This window comes from Streptomyces sp. NPDC087263, assembly GCF_044744645.1.
Taxonomy (GTDB): domain Bacteria; phylum Actinomycetota; class Actinomycetes; order Streptomycetales; family Streptomycetaceae; genus Streptomyces.
Genome location: NZ_JBIUYT010000013.1, coordinates 144984 through 158288, shown reverse-complemented (window position 1 = coordinate 158288; position 13305 = coordinate 144984). Strand labels below are relative to the sequence as shown.

The window sequence follows — 13305 nt, the reverse complement described above, 5'->3', positions numbered from 1 at the left end:
TCTTGCAGGGGGGCCTCGGGCGGCGGAGACAGCTCCTCAGCCATGGGCGCCGAGCGTCAGCAGCATCGTGATGTCGTCCCGGTCATCGCCGGGCGCGACCCGGATCGCACCGGGCACCCGGCCGACCTCCTTGTAGCCACAGGAGCCGTAGAAGTGCTCAAGGCCCTCGCCGCCCCGGCAGGTGAGCCGTATCGCGTCGATCCCCTCGAAGCCGGCGGCGGCCTCCTCGGCGGCGGCCAGCAGCTGCCGCCCGTACCCCTTGCCCTGGTGCCTGGGATGCACCATCACCGTGTACAGCCACACCCAGTGCCTCATCAGCCGGTGCGTGTTGAAGCCGAAGAACGCGGTGGCCGCGACGGCGCCGTCGCCGTTGTCGTTGTCGTCAAACCCCACGAGCAGCCGGATGCGGCCGTCCGCCATCGCCGTGAGGTGCTTGCGCCACTCGGGCCGGACGTCCTCGACGTCCACCGGCGGTACGAAGCCGACGGAGCCGCCCGCGTTCGAGACGTCCGCCCACAGACCGATCACGCCGTCACGCAGCTCCGGACCGACGGACGGGTCCAGTTGAAAGGTCAGTGCCATCGTGCGCGCCCGCTCAGACCCGCATGGGTTGGGGGGACTCGCGGCGGGCCGGGTCCGGACCGTCGTACTCGCGGATGATCTCGTACCGCGTGTTCCGCTCGACCGGGCGGAAGCCGGCGTCGCGGATCAGGTCGAGGAGGTCCTCGCGGGTCAGCTTGTTCGGGGTGCCGTAGTTGTCGGCATCGTGCGTGATCTTGTACTCGACGACCGAGCCGTCCATGTCGTCGGCACCGTGCTGGAGGGCGAGCTGCGCGGTCTGGACACCGTGCATGACCCAGAAGACCTTGACGTGCGGCACATTGTCGAAGAGCAGCCGGGAGACCGCGAAGGTCTTCAGGGCCTCCGCACCCGTCGCCATCTGCGTACGCGCCTGGAGGCGATTACGCACCTTGCCGTCCTTCACGTCCACGAAGTCGTGCTGGTAGCGCAGCGGGATGAAAACCTGGAAACCGCCGGTCTCGTCCTGCAGTTCACGCAACCGCAGCACGTGGTCCACGCGGTGGCGGGGCTCCTCGATATGGCCGTAAAGCATCGTGCACGGGGTCTTGAGACCCTTCTCGTGCGCGAGCCGGTGGATCCGCGACCAGTCCTCCCAGTGGGTGCGGTGGTCGACAATGTGCTGCCGGACCTCCCAGTCGAAGATCTCCGCACCACCGCCGGTCAGGGACTCCAGACCGGCGTCGATCAGCTCGTCGAGGATCTCGGACGCCGACAGCCCGGAGATCGTCTCGAAGTGATGGATCTCCGTCGCCGTGAAGGCCTTCAGCGAGACCTCCGGGAGGGCCTTCTTCAGCTCGCTCAGGGACCGCGGGTAGTACCGCCACGGCAGGTTCGGGTGCAGGCCGTTGACGATGTGCAGCTCGGTGAGGTTCTCGCCCCGCATCGCCGTGGCGAGGCGGACGGCCTCCTCGATGCGCATCGTGTACGCGTCCTTCTCGCCCGGCTTGCGCTGGAACGAGCAGTACGCGCAGGACGCGGTGCAGACGTTCGTCATGTTGAGGTGGCGGTTGACGTTGAAGTGGACGACGTCGCCGTTCTTCCGCATCCGCACCTCGTGGGCGAGACCGCCGAGCCAGGCCAGGTCGTCCGACTCGTACAGCGCGATGCCGTCCTCGCGGGTCAGCCGCTCACCGGCCCGGACCTTGTCCTCCAGCTCGCGCTTGAGCCCGACATCCATGCGTGTACCTCTCCCTTTTGACGAACCCTGTCAACCGTACGCCTAGCCGTCCGGCCTTCCTGAAGCAGGCGGCTACTCCTCTTCGGGCAGCTCTCCCACCCGGTTCTCCCACTTCGTGGAGAGCACGATGGTCGTACGGGTCCTGGAGACGCCCTTCGTTCCCGACAGCCGCCGGATGGTCTTCTCCAGGCCGTCCACGTCACTGGCGCGCACCTTGAGCATGAACGAGTCGTCGCCGGCGATGAACCAGCAGTCCTCGATCTCGCCCAGGTCCCGCATCCGGCGCGCCACGTCCTCGTGGTCGGCGGCGTCGGAGAGCGAGATACCGATCAGGGCGATCACGCCCAGACCGAGCGAGGCCGAGTCGACGGTCGCGCGGTAGCCGGTGATGACACCGGCCGCTTCCAGCCGGTTGATGCGGTCGGTGACGCTGGGTCCCGACAGACCGACGAGGCGCCCCAGTTCCGCGTAGGAAGCCCGGCCGTTCTCTCTCAGGGCCTGGATGAGCTGCCTGTCCACCGCGTCCATGCGATCGATAGCCTTCCGCTGAAGAGTTCCTGAAAGTGCTGAATGGGTCCTGCTTGGTGCCCAGGTGGTGCCGAACGCCGTACTCAATCGGTGCGCGAACCCCCGCCGAGTTCGCCCTCCCACCGCCGGTACAGGTCGTGCTCGACGCCCGCCGCGTCGAGAACCCTCCCGGCGACGAAGTCCACCAGGTCCTGGATGTGCGTGCCCCCCGCGTAGAACCCCGGCGAGGCCGGCAGCACCGTCGCGCCCGCGTCGTCCAGGGCGACCAGCTGCCGCAGTGTCTGCCCGCTCAGCGGCGTCTCGCGGACCGCGACGACCAGCTTGCGGCCCTCCTTGAGAGTGACGCTCGCGGCGCGCTGAAGCAGGTCCTTCGAGAGACCGAGGGCGACACCGGCCACGCAGGCCGTGGAGGCGGGCACGATGAGCATGCCCTTCGTGGGGTACGAGCCGGAGGACGGCCCGGCCGCCAGGTCACGCGCGCTCCAGTGCCGTACGGCATCGATACGTCCTTTGAAGGCGCTGAAGGTGTCCGGCTTCCCGTCGGCGCCCCTGGCCAGCCACTCGCGCAGGTCCTGCTGCCAGTGGGCGTCCCGGAAGGCGAGCCCCGTCTCGTCGAGCAGGGTGAGCCGGGAGGCGCGCGAGACCACCAGGTCCACGCTCTCCCCCGCATCCAGAAGCGCACGCAGCACGGCGGCGGCGTACGGGGTACCGGACGCGCCCGACACCCCCACGATCCAAGGCCGGCGCTGCGTCTGTCCTGGGTTCATGGTGCTGAGCCTATCCGGCGTGGCGGGGTGGGAACCGGCCAAGGGGGCCGGAGCGTTCCCTGGAAGGGACGAGTTGACCGTGGGGGTTGCCATGTCTGGTGCGGGGTCGGGTACGAGATCGGGTACGGCACTTGAGTGGACGCGGGGCGACCGCGCGCGGTCCGCCGCCAAGCTGATGGTGGGCTGGGTGGCCCTGCTGTGGCTGCTCGAAGTGGTCGACGTGGTCAGCGGTCACGCCCTTGACGGTCTCGGCATCGTCCCGCGCAGGGCCTCCGAGCTGGTCGACGTCGTGCCCGCGTCCTTCATCCACTTCGGCTTCGGCCATGTCGCCGCCAACAGCGTGCCGCTGCTGGTCCTCGGCTTTCTCGCGGCCCTCGGCGGACTGCGCCGGTTCACCGCGGTCTGCGCGATGATCATCGTCGCGGACGGCCTGGGCGTCTGGCTGATATCCCCGGCGAACACCAACACCGCGGGCGCCTCCGGGCTGATCTTCGGCCTGTTCGGCTTCCTCCTGGTCGGCGGCTTCATCGAGCGCCGCCCGCTGGGTGTCCTCGTCGGCCTGCTGGTCGGCGCGGTCTGGGGCAGCTCGATCCTGATGGGCCTGGCCCCGACACAGACGGGCGTCAGCTGGGAGGGCCACCTGGTCGGCCTGGTGTCGGGGGTGGCGGCGGCGTTCCTGTTCCGACGCCGGGCGGACCGACGGGCCGTCACCGCGTAAGTACCGCTGCCGCTGCCGCTGCCGCTACAGCTACAGCTACAGCTACAGCTACCGGGATGTACCGCCTGACCACGGAAAGTTGATCGCCGCCGACAGCTCCTGTGATTGACTACGGCCGTGTTACAGGAGTCGATCTTTCACACCATGGATCTGCCGAGGGAAGACCGATTCGAGGCGTGGGTCCAGCGAATGGGGCGGACTCACGCACCCATGCAACTGTCCAGCGACCGCGCGGCGAACTACCGCGGACGCCAGCGGCTGATCGAGCTCGCGGACGTGACGGTCTGGCCGGCGACCTTCGACTCCCTGGTCTTCCGCCGGACCCAGAGGCTCATACGCCAGTCCGATCCCGAGGTCTATCACCTCTCTTTCCTGGTGCAAGGGAATGGATCGGCCACCTGGGGCAGGCAGGAAGTCGCGTATCGGACCAGCGACATTCACATCAGCAGTTCGTCGCGGCCGTTCGAGATAAGTGCCGGACCCGAACCAGTGACCATCATCGGAGTGGAGATCCCCCGGGCTCTGGTGGCGCTCCCCGCAAGCCGGGCCGATCTGGTGATCGGGCGCCAGACATCGGGCCGTGAGGGAGTCGGCGGGTTACTGGCGCAGTTCCTCGTCCAGCTTGCCTCCAACACCGGCCCATACCAGCCGCAGGACGCGCCCCGGCTGGGAACCGTCGTCGCCGATCTGGTCACCGCCGCCTTCGCGCACACCCTGGACGCCGACCTCCTCATGCCACCGGAGGCCCACGGCCGGGTACTGCTCCTGAGTATCAAGGCGTTCATCCGTCGGCATCTCGGCGACCCGGAGCTGACGCCCGCCCTGGTAGCCGCCGCGCACCACATCTCGCGCAGCCGCCTGTACCGCCTTTTCCAGGCCGAGGGCATCACCGTCGCCTCGTACATCCGCGACCAGCGGCTGGAACACGCCCGCCGCGACTTGGCCGACCCGGCACTGCGCGCGATGCAGATCAATGCCGTCGCCGCCCGCTGGGGTTTCTCCCGCGCCGCCGACTTCACGCGAGCGTTCCGGACCGCCTATGGCATCCCTCCGAGCGAAGTGCGCTGAGCTGACGCCGTAAGCGGTGGGAAGGCCTTGGGACTCTCCGCTCAGTGGGTGGGGACCGTCCGCTAACGACAGGCGGGCGGCCTGCCGGGCATCGTTGTGATCACCGCGGGTGACGTACAAAACGACGGCGCGCGTTGCTCTTGTACCGGACGAGTGGCCAGAAAACGCTGCCCTTCGGGTTGAGCTCGTTTCGGCTGCTCGCGCCCGACGGATCCTGATCCACTCTACGGAGGAGAAAACATGAAGTTCCGAGTGACCGGAGCCCTTGCCCTGGCGGCAGCCAGCATCCTGATCGGCGGAGGAACTTCGTACGCCGCCGACGGGGGTGTCTACACCGTCGGCAGTGGCGGCTGGGCTGGATGGACGGAAAGCGGCGACACTCTTCAGGTCTGCGACATCAGTTCGGACGGATACGGAGTTCGCGGTTACATCTACACCCCCAATTCCAGCAGTGATCCCGGCAACGGCACCGTCCTCATCAAGGGCAACGACCCGAGCAACGACGGAGACTGCGCCACGTTCGCGAAGGACCTCAGCGAGAGCATCCACATCTCCATAAAGGTCTGCCAGTACGCGGGAGACGTGGTCACTGCCTGTAGATACGGCACCCTTCGGTAGTCGCGCTCCCCGGGGCCCGGCGCCGAGTGCGCCGGGCCCCGGCCTGTCTCGTTGCCCTGAAAGCCCATCGTCGGTCGCTGAGAGTCGCGGTCAACCTCGCCTCAACATCTGTCACGTGAGGATCCAGGGATGCGCAGAAATGGCTTAAGACCTGCTGTGGCCACCGTGTACTTGGCGGTGGCCATGTTGTTAGTACCGGCGGGCACCGCTCAGGCGGCCCCCGGCGACAACCCCGGGGCGCTGACCCCGATCACCTCCTCCTCGGAGCTGTCGAAGCTCCAACTGGTCGAGCACCGGGTCTCGACGGTCTCTCTCGACAAACTGGCGAGCGAGATGGGCACGTCCCGCCGGGTCGACCAGGTCCTCGCCAGTGCCAACCACCCGATGCGGAACGCGGCGAACTGCCGCGCGACCGAGGCCGCCGCCCTGCCGGTGAAACCGACCGCTGAGTCCTCGTACTGCTGGGACACCGGTGACGCGGTGACACAGGACTGGCTGCCGCAGTCCGTGACCTCCTCCGGAGACGCGGAGGACGACGGTGTCTGGGGCACCGACAAGGTCATCCTGTCCGGGTGGGGACAGAACGGCACCACCACCACCGAGCACATGGGCCGTATCGCCTTCATCGACGCCAACGACCCGAGCAACTTCAAGTACCGCTGGGTGCTGCCGGTCATCCCGCTCAACGGCGGCACCGACTACCGGGCGCTCAAGTCCCACCTGGGCGGCATGGTCTGGTACCAGGACAAGCTGATCGTCACGTCGTGGGCGGGGGACGCCGACAACAACGTGATGTACGTCTTCGACATGGACCGCATCCTCCAGGCGACCGTCAACAGCTCCGCGGTCGGCAAGGTGAGCGGCGGATGGTCGGCGGACGGCAACCAGTACGTGATGCCGGCCATCGGCTCCTACAGCCTCGCCGGCGGGGCCTGCAACTCGGCCAACGACAACTCCCGGCCGTGCTTCGGCTCCATCTCACTGGACCGCAGCAGCGCGCCGGACAGTCTGGTCGCCACCGAGTGGTTCTCCTCCGGCGGCACGCAGCCCGCCCGCATCTGGCGGTACAACTTCAGCTCCGAGCCCGGCTACCTCGCCACGGACAGCAGCGGCTACGTGAACGCCTCGAAGGCGTACGAGACGAAGGCCGTCGGGCTGCAGGGCGTGCTCTCGCACAGCGCCACCAGTGGCGGCACACCGAACTTCTACGTCGACGACGCGCGCGGCGGTGTCGGCCAGCACGGCATCCTGTGGCGGCAGAACACCACCGGAGCCAAGGCGGCCGCCAACTGCGGGCAGGACATCACGTACGCCTGCTGGGGCCAGCACACCGAGAGCATGTCCTATTGGTGGAGCACGGGCCGGGTGTGGACGCTCACCGAATGGGCGGCCGACAGCGCGGGGCACTGGACAGGTACCGACACCGCGATTCCGCAACGGGTGCTGTACTCCGTGCCACTGTCCTCAATAGACAGCTCCCTCAGCTGACGAGTAGCGCCGGGCCGCGGTGAGGACGACCGGGGGCAACCGCGGTCGGCCGTACATACGAGAAGGCCGGACTCCTCGGGCTTGAGCCCGAGGAGGAGGTCAAACGCTGAGCCCGCGCACCAGCAGATCCAGCAGCGCACAGACGAACAGCGCGATCCCGATGAACCCGTTGACGCTGAAGAACGCACGGTTCAGGCGGGACAGGTCATGCGGCTTGACGATGGAGTGCTCGTAGAGGAAGGCGCCCGCGACGATCACCAGGCCGACCCAGAAGAACGTTCCGGCGTCGGTGGCGAGGGCGTACCAGACCAGCAGGGCCGTGGTGAGGGCGTGGCAGACGCGCGCGCCCTGGATCGCGGCGGGGATGCCGAAGCGGGCCGGCACCGACATCACGCCGACGGCGCGGTCCGTCTCGACGTCCTGGCAGGCGTAGATCAGGTCGAAGCCGCCGATCCAGATGCCGACCGCGAGCCCGAGGATCACCGCGTCCCAGGACCACTCGCCGCTGATCGCCAGCCAGCCGCCGATCGGGCCCATGGACTGGGCGAGACCGAGGATGGCCTGCGGGAAGTTCGTGAACCGCTTGCCGTACGGGTACACGACCATCGGGATGACCGCGAGGGGCGCGAGGGCCAGACACAGCGGGTTGAGCAGGGCCGCGGCGCCGAGGAAGAAGACGAGGGCGACGAGCGCGCCGGTCCAGGCGTGCTTCACGCTCATCGCGCCGGTGACCAGTTCGCGATGGGCCGTACGGGGATTGCGGGCGTCGATCTCGCGGTCGATGATCCGGTTCGCGGCCATGGCGAACGTACGCAGCCCGACCATCGCGACGGTGACGAGCAGCAGCCGTCCCCAGTGGACGTTGTCGTCCCACTGGAACATGGCGGTCAGCGCGGCGATGTACGCGAAGGGCAGCGCGAACACCGAGTGCTCGATCATGACGAGACGCAGGAACGCCTTGGTGCGGCCCGGCTGCGGGAGTGCCGCGGAAGCGCTGCTCACCGGCCTCCCGCCTTTCCGTTGTCGAGCGACCTCACAGGCCGTACTCCTTCCAGCGGCGGTCGACCTTCGACGCCGTCTCCGGGTCGGACAGCACCATCTCGGGCCAGCCTCCGTCCCGGGTGTAGCCCTCCTCGGGCCACTTCCTCGTGGCGTCGATGCCCGCCTTGCCACCCCAGAACTGCTGGTACGAGGCGTGGTCGAGGTGGTCGACCGGGCCCTCCACGACGGTGAGGTCGCGGGAGTAGTCCGTGTTGCCGAGCGCCCGCCACGCGACCTCGTGCAGATCGTGGACGTCGCAGTCGGAGTCGACGACCACGATCAGCTTGGTGAGGGACATCATGTGGGCTCCCCACACAGCATGCATCACCTTCTGGGCGTGCTTGGGGTACTTCTTGTCGATCGCGACGATCGCACAGTTGTGGAAACCGCCCGCTTCGGGCAGGTGGTAGTCCACGATGTCCGGCACGATGATCTTGAGCAGGGGGAGGAAGAACCGCTCCGTCGCCCGGCCCAGGGGTCCGTCCTCCGTCGGAGGGCGGCCTACGACGATCGACTGGATCAGCGGCCGCTTCCGCATCGTCACGCAGTCGATGGTCAGCGCCGGGAACGGCTCCTGCGGCGTGTAGAACCCGGTGTGGTCGCCGAACGGCCCCTCCGGGAGCATCTCGCCCGGCTCCAGCCACCCTTCGAGGACGACCTCGGCGTTCGCCGGCACCTGCAACGGCACCGTCTTGCAGTCGACCATCTCGATCCGCTTGCCCTGGATGAACCCGGCGAAGAGGTACTCGTCGATGTCACCGGGCAGCGGGGCGGTCGCGGCGTACGTCACGGCGGGCGGACACCCGAAGGCGATCGCGACCGGCAGCCGCTCGCCGCGCCGGGCCGCCACCTGGTAGTGGTTGCGGCTGTCCTTGTGGATCTGCCAGTGCATGCCGATGGTGCGCTTGTCGTGACGCTGGAGGCGGTACAGCCCGAGATTGCGGATGCCTGAGTCGGGGTCCTTGGTGTGGGTCAGCCCGAGGTTGAAGAAGGACCCGCCGTCCTGCGGCCAGGTGAACAGCGCCGGAAGCTGGTCCAGGTCCACGTCCTCACCCCGGAGCACGACCTCCTGGACCGGCGCGTCCTTGACCTTCTTCGGCGGTACGTGGGCCATCGCGCCGAGCTTCCCGAAGGCCTCGCGCACCCCGACGAACCCGTGCGGCAACTCGGGCTTCAGCAACCCGCCGATCTTCTCGGAGATGTCGCCGTACGACTTCAGGCCCAGGGCCTTCAGCAGTCTCCGGTCGGTTCCGAAGACGTTCATCGCGAGCGGCATCGCCGACCCGCGGACGTTCTCGAAGAGCAGCGCCGGGCCCTGGGCCTTCTGCACCCGGTCGACGATCTCCCCGACTTCCAGATACGGGTCGACCTCGGCCTTGATGCGCTTGAGGTCACCCTCGCGCTCCAGGGCCCGCAACAGGGAGCGAAGATCGTCGTAAGCCATGCGTCCCAGTATCGGCCACCCGATAACCTGTGCCCGTCACCGGGGCCCTTCACCGCCCCGCCACCGCTCACTGGGGGAACGTCCGCCCATGCTCAGGTATCTGCCCTTCCTGCTGGTCCTGGCGCTGTGGATCTACGCCTTCATCGACTGCCTGAACACGCCGGAGGAGGAGGTGCGGGGCCTGCCGAAGGTGGTGTGGGTGATCATCATCCTGCTCTTCGGCGAGGTGCTGGTCGGCCCGGTCGCCTGGCTGGTGGCGGGCAAGGCGCGCAGGGCGCCCGGAGACGGCGCCGCGCCCTCCGCGTGGCGCCGCGACCAGCGCACGGGCTTCGTCGCGCCCGACGACAACCCCGAGTTCCTCAAGTCCCTCAAGAAGGACGACCAGGGCGGCGGCAAGGACGACGAAGCGCTCCTCAGGAAGTGGGAGGCCGACCTCCAGCGCCGCGAGGACGAACTGAAGCGGCGTGAACGCGACGACGAGGCCTGAGCCGCAAATGTACGAGATGCGGGCCCGCCATGGCTGACCTGGAACTGCGGCTGCTCGTCACCTTCGAGAAGGTCGCGACCGTGCTGAGCTTCACGCAGGCCGCCGCCGAGCTGAAGTACGCGCAGTCCAGCGTGACGGGTCAGATCCGCGCCCTGGAGTCCTCGCTCGGGACCGAGCTCTTCGACCGGCTGGGGAGCAGGATCCGGCTGACCGAGGCGGGCGAGCGACTTCTCCCGTACGCCCGGCAGCTCATCGAGCTGAGCGAGGAGGCGCGGGCGGCGGTCGTCGGCGCCGCGGAGCCGACCGGTGCGCTGACCGTCGGCACGATGGAGTCGCTGACCGCGTACCGCCTGCTGCCCCTCCTTGAGCTGTTCCACCACCGCTACCCGGGCGTCCGGCTGTCGCTGCGTACGACTGTCGGTGACGAGACCCGGCAGGCGCTGCGGCAGGGCACGTACGACGTGGGTTTCCTGATGGAGCGGGAGACCGAGCACGCGGGTCTTGAGACCGTGGTGCTCGCGGTCGAGCCGCTGGCGCTCGTCACGGCGCCGGGCCATCGGCTGGCCTCCGCCGCGGTGTTCACGACCGATCTCGTACGGGAGTCCCTCCTCGGCACCGAACCCGGCTGCGCCTACCGGGACTTGTTCGAGCGGGAGCTCAACTCCCTTGTCCAGGAAGGCTCCCCTGTGGCCTTCCTGGAGTTCGGGACGATCGAGGCGACCAAGCGTGCCGCGGCGGCGGGGCTCGGGATCGCGCTGCTGCCGGAGGTGACGGTCGCCGCGGAACTGGCGGCCGGCACTCTCCTGCGGTTGCCGTGGGAGGCGCCGTTCACCCTTCGGACTCAGCTGGCGTGGCGGGCCGGGAAGCGGCTTCCGGCACATGTGCGGCTGTTCGTGGAGCAGGCGAGGCGGCTGGTGCGGGAGCAGGCGTCGGAGTCGTCGGAGTCGTGACCTCCACCGGCTTCGCCAGGGTGACGCGCAGGCTCGCCAGCACGATCAGCGGGACGCCGAGCGCCTGGACGAGGCCGATGTGGTGGCCGTACACCGCCCAGTCGGCGACCATCGCCACCGCCGGGTAGGTGAAGGCCAGTACGGCGATCTTCGCGGTCGGGAGTTTGGCGTACGCGGAGTACAGAAGGACGTACATCAGGCCCGTGTGGATGAGTCCCAGCCCGACCAGCCAGCCCCAGTCCGCTCCCGTGCCGCGCATCGCGCCGAAGTCGGCGAGCGGGAGCAACAGCGGTATGCCGATGAGGACTTGGACGAGGGCGATGAGGTGGGGGCGTACGCCCGTGATGCGCTTGGTGACGAGGGTGGAGAGGCCGTAGAGGACGGCCGCCAGGAGGGCCTGGCCGATGCCGAGGAGGTAGGTGGTGTCCGAGCCGGTGAAGTCGCCGGGGCCGATCCCGGAGACCAGGATCAGGCCGATGAAGGCGACGAGGACCCAGCCGACCTTCGCCGCGGTGAGGCGTTCGCGGAAGAGCAGGGCGCCCAGCAGGACGACGTAGAACGGCTGCGTGTGGTAGACGACCGTCGCGACCGAGATCGACGTGTTCTCGTACGACTGGAAGAGCAGCACCCAGTTGAAGACGATGAACACCCCGCCCAGCGCGGCCAGTCCGAGTTTGCGCGGCGTGAGGCCGTGGTCGCGGAAGTAGCCGCGGGCCAGGGCGTAGCCGCCGAGGGCGACGGCGCCGAAGAGGACGCGGAAGAAGACGACGTTGAACGGCGAGGCGCCGGACTCGACGACGAAGATGCCCAGCGTTCCGGAGAGCACCATCGCGGCGGTGAGCTGGACGGTGCCCTTGTGCTCGGGGCTGCTTTCGTAGGCCATGCTCCGAAGCTACGAGCGGGGGCCACGGCCGGTCCACGAGCCAGTGGGGGGTCCTGCCGATGGGGGGATCGGCGTGAGCGATGGCGCGGATCGATCAGCCGATGGCGCCGATGACTCAGCCCAGTAGTCCCCAACCGGGTGATCTCCCGTTGTGGCTCAGCCCAGTAGTCCCAGCCGGGTGATCTCCCGTCCCGCGGAGCGGTCCATCACCATCCGCAGGCCGGCCTCGCGGGTCCTGTCGTAGGCGGCCAGGTCTATGACGCCCAGCTGGAACCAGACCGCTTTGGCGCCGAGCGCAACGGCCTGGTCGGCGATGTCGCCGGCCAGGGCGGAGTTGACGAACACGTTCACCACGTCCACCGGGAAGGGGATCTCCGCGAGCGAGGCGTAGCCCTGCTCGCCGTGCACCGTCTCGGCCTTGGGGTGCACGGGCACCACCTTCTTGCCGATGCGCTGCAGCTTCTCGGCCACGCGGTGGGCGGCCCGTTCCGGGTTGCTGGACAGTCCGACCACGGCCCAGATGTCTCCGGCGCCGGTGAGGATGTCGCTGATTGTCGCGTCGTCGCCATAGGTCATCGCCACAGGATGGCATACAGGATCCAATATGGCGACGGTGCTGCCGGATTGGCGACTGCACTGTCAGATCCTGGCTCTAGCCTTCCGGCCATGACCTCTCACCCGGACGCCACCCGGACGTCGTACGACACCGTCGCCACCGACTACGCCGAGCTCCTCAGGGACCAGCTGGAGAACAAGCCGCTGGACCGGGCGATGCTCGCCGCTTTCGCCGATCACGTACGGGCGGGCGGGGGCGGGCCCGTCGCGGACCTGGACTGCGGACCGGGGCGCGTGACCGCACACCTGGAGGCGCTCGGCCTCGACGCGTTCGGAATCGACCTGTCCCCCGGGATGGTGGCGGTGGCCCGGCGCGACCACCCGCACCTGCGGTTCGAGGTCGGCTCGATGACCGCTCTGGACAGCATCAAGGACGACTCCCTAGCCGGAGCCCTCGCCTGGTACTCCACCGTGCACACACCGGTGGACGAACTACCGCTGTTCTTCAGCGAGTTCCACCGCGTCCTCGCCCCCGGCGGTCATCTCCTCCTCGCCTTCAAGGTGGGCGACGAGCACGTGCATCTGGACCACGCGTACGGCCATGACCTGGACCTCGACGTCCACCGCTTCCCACCCGAGCGCGTCGCCGAACTGCTGCGCGCGGCGGGGTTCGTCGAGGTGGCGCGGCTGGTGCGCGAGGCTGAGGCACCGGAGAAGACAGCTCAGGCGTTCATCCTGGCCCGGAAGCCGGAGGCTTCGTCCTCGTGATGAGTGCGCTGCCCACCGAGGTGCGTCGCGTTCTGCCCGATCTCGTGCGTGAGGTGCGGGACGCGGTCGGGGACCGGCTGGTCGGTGTCTATCTGTACGGGTCCGCTGTTGGGGAGGGCTTCGACGGGGGCGAGGAGACCGACGCAGACGTGCTGCTGCGCCGGCATCTGCGGAGAGACCACGGTGCGTCGGGCAGTCGCCGCCAGATCTCCCGCTAGGTGCCGCAAGCGT

15 protein-coding genes and 1 pseudogene are annotated in these 13305 nt (G+C 68.5%); 8 read left to right on the top strand and 8 right to left on the bottom strand.

Going from position 1 to position 13305, the window contains the following annotated elements; translation table 11 throughout:
- Positions 1 to 36: 36 nt before the first annotated feature.
- The 4 genes from ACIPC1_RS34785 to ACIPC1_RS34770 form a co-directional block, all read right to left on the bottom strand.
- Positions 37 to 582 (bottom strand): GNAT family N-acetyltransferase, encoded by a 546-nt coding sequence (locus ACIPC1_RS34785; protein WP_402524462.1) that lies wholly within the window; start codon positions 580 to 582, stop codon positions 37 to 39.
- A 13-nt stretch (positions 583 to 595) separates the two neighbouring features.
- A complete protein-coding gene (gene mqnE / locus ACIPC1_RS34780; protein WP_402524460.1) occupies positions 596 to 1759 on the bottom strand; it encodes an aminofutalosine synthase MqnE in 1164 nt (387 codons plus the stop codon).
- A 72-nt stretch (positions 1760 to 1831) separates the two neighbouring features.
- A complete protein-coding gene (locus ACIPC1_RS34775; protein WP_384374448.1) occupies positions 1832 to 2287 on the bottom strand; it encodes an Lrp/AsnC family transcriptional regulator in 456 nt (151 codons plus the stop codon).
- An 83-nt stretch (positions 2288 to 2370) separates the two neighbouring features.
- Positions 2371 to 3054: a UbiX family flavin prenyltransferase gene (locus ACIPC1_RS34770; RefSeq protein WP_402524457.1), complete on the bottom strand. Its 684-nt coding sequence runs from the start codon at positions 3052 to 3054 to the stop codon at positions 2371 to 2373.
- 91 nt (positions 3055 to 3145) lie between these two features.
- Between ACIPC1_RS34770 and ACIPC1_RS34765 the strand changes: the two genes are divergently transcribed.
- The 4 genes from ACIPC1_RS34765 to ACIPC1_RS34750 all read left to right on the top strand — a co-directional run bounded on the left by ACIPC1_RS34765 (position 3146) and on the right by ACIPC1_RS34750 (position 6946).
- Complete coding sequence (locus ACIPC1_RS34765) at positions 3146 to 3772, top strand: rhomboid family intramembrane serine protease (RefSeq protein WP_402524455.1); 627 nt, start codon at positions 3146 to 3148, stop codon at positions 3770 to 3772.
- 117 nt (positions 3773 to 3889) lie between these two features.
- A complete protein-coding gene (locus ACIPC1_RS34760) occupies positions 3890 to 4840 on the top strand; it encodes a helix-turn-helix domain-containing protein (protein WP_402524452.1) in 951 nt (316 codons plus the stop codon).
- Between the two features lie 240 nt (positions 4841 to 5080).
- Positions 5081 to 5458, top strand: a complete 378-nt coding sequence (locus tag ACIPC1_RS34755; protein ID WP_402524449.1) for a hypothetical protein — start codon at positions 5081 to 5083, stop codon at positions 5456 to 5458.
- Between the two features lie 156 nt (positions 5459 to 5614).
- A complete protein-coding gene (locus ACIPC1_RS34750; protein WP_402524447.1) occupies positions 5615 to 6946 on the top strand; it encodes a hypothetical protein in 1332 nt (443 codons plus the stop codon).
- A gap of 99 nt (positions 6947 to 7045) precedes the next feature.
- On the opposite strand, the gene mqnP is transcribed toward ACIPC1_RS34750, so the two are convergent.
- Together mqnP and ACIPC1_RS34740 are read right to left on the bottom strand one after the other, a co-directional pair.
- The gene (gene mqnP, locus ACIPC1_RS34745) at positions 7046 to 7948 is read right to left on the bottom strand and encodes a menaquinone biosynthesis prenyltransferase MqnP (RefSeq protein WP_402524444.1); all 903 of its coding nucleotides are present in this window, start codon (positions 7946 to 7948) and stop codon (positions 7046 to 7048) included.
- Positions 7949 to 7979: 31 nt separating this feature from the next.
- Positions 7980 to 9431, bottom strand: a complete 1452-nt coding sequence (locus tag ACIPC1_RS34740; RefSeq protein ID WP_402524442.1) for a menaquinone biosynthesis decarboxylase — start codon at positions 9429 to 9431, stop codon at positions 7980 to 7982.
- An 88-nt stretch (positions 9432 to 9519) separates the two neighbouring features.
- On the opposite strand from ACIPC1_RS34740, the gene ACIPC1_RS34735 reads away from it, so the two are divergent.
- Positions 9520 to 9918, top strand: coding sequence for a PLD nuclease N-terminal domain-containing protein (locus ACIPC1_RS34735; RefSeq protein WP_402524440.1), 399 nt, complete (start codon positions 9520 to 9522; stop codon positions 9916 to 9918).
- Between the two features lie 38 nt (positions 9919 to 9956).
- A pseudogene (locus tag ACIPC1_RS34730) lies at positions 9957 to 10844 on the top strand (LysR family transcriptional regulator); the annotation flags it as partial.
- On the opposite strand, the gene ACIPC1_RS34725 reads toward ACIPC1_RS34730, so the two are convergent.
- Positions 10747 to 11751 (bottom strand): DMT family transporter, encoded by a 1005-nt coding sequence (locus ACIPC1_RS34725; RefSeq protein WP_402524438.1) that lies wholly within the window; start codon positions 11749 to 11751, stop codon positions 10747 to 10749. The pseudogene ACIPC1_RS34730 and the gene ACIPC1_RS34725 overlap by 98 nt on opposite strands.
- A gap of 156 nt (positions 11752 to 11907) precedes the next feature.
- Complete coding sequence (locus ACIPC1_RS34720; RefSeq protein WP_402524435.1) at positions 11908 to 12327, bottom strand: CoA-binding protein; 420 nt, start codon at positions 12325 to 12327, stop codon at positions 11908 to 11910.
- A gap of 90 nt (positions 12328 to 12417) precedes the next feature.
- Between ACIPC1_RS34720 and ACIPC1_RS34715 the strand changes: the two genes are divergently transcribed.
- Together ACIPC1_RS34715 and ACIPC1_RS34710 are read left to right on the top strand one after the other, a co-directional pair.
- Positions 12418 to 13074, top strand: coding sequence for a class I SAM-dependent DNA methyltransferase (locus tag ACIPC1_RS34715; protein WP_402524431.1), 657 nt, complete (start codon positions 12418 to 12420; stop codon positions 13072 to 13074).
- A complete protein-coding gene (locus ACIPC1_RS34710) occupies positions 13074 to 13292 on the top strand; it encodes a hypothetical protein (protein WP_402524428.1) in 219 nt (72 codons plus the stop codon). The genes ACIPC1_RS34715 and ACIPC1_RS34710 overlap by 1 nt, the downstream gene beginning before the upstream one ends.
- Positions 13293 to 13305: the final 13 nt, after the last annotated feature.

Excerpts from the sequence above, each read along its gene's own strand:
- ACIPC1_RS34785 (WP_402524462.1), bottom strand. The coding sequence starts at position 582 with ATGGCACTGACCTTTCAACTGGACCCGTCCGTCGGTCCGGAGCTGCGT.
- ACIPC1_RS34735 (WP_402524440.1), top strand. The coding sequence starts at position 9,520 with ATGCTCAGGTATCTGCCCTTCCTGCTGGTCCTGGCGCTGTGGATCTAC.
- mqnE (WP_402524460.1), bottom strand. The coding sequence starts at position 1,759 with ATGGATGTCGGGCTCAAGCGCGAGCTGGAGGACAAGGTCCGGGCCGGT.
- ACIPC1_RS34740 (WP_402524442.1), bottom strand. The coding sequence starts at position 9,431 with ATGGCTTACGACGATCTTCGCTCCCTGTTGCGGGCCCTGGAGCGCGAG.
- ACIPC1_RS34725 (WP_402524438.1), bottom strand. The coding sequence starts at position 11,751 with ATGGCCTACGAAAGCAGCCCCGAGCACAAGGGCACCGTCCAGCTCACC.
- ACIPC1_RS34755 (WP_402524449.1), top strand. The coding sequence starts at position 5,081 with ATGAAGTTCCGAGTGACCGGAGCCCTTGCCCTGGCGGCAGCCAGCATC.
- ACIPC1_RS34715 (WP_402524431.1), top strand. The coding sequence starts at position 12,418 with ATGACCTCTCACCCGGACGCCACCCGGACGTCGTACGACACCGTCGCC.
- ACIPC1_RS34765 (WP_402524455.1), top strand. The coding sequence starts at position 3,146 with ATGTCTGGTGCGGGGTCGGGTACGAGATCGGGTACGGCACTTGAGTGG.
- ACIPC1_RS34710 (WP_402524428.1), top strand. The coding sequence starts at position 13,074 with ATGAGTGCGCTGCCCACCGAGGTGCGTCGCGTTCTGCCCGATCTCGTG.
- ACIPC1_RS34770 (WP_402524457.1), bottom strand. The coding sequence starts at position 3,054 with ATGAACCCAGGACAGACGCAGCGCCGGCCTTGGATCGTGGGGGTGTCG.
- ACIPC1_RS34720 (WP_402524435.1), bottom strand. The coding sequence starts at position 12,327 with ATGACCTATGGCGACGACGCGACAATCAGCGACATCCTCACCGGCGCC.
- ACIPC1_RS34775 (WP_384374448.1), bottom strand. The coding sequence starts at position 2,287 with ATGGACGCGGTGGACAGGCAGCTCATCCAGGCCCTGAGAGAGAACGGC.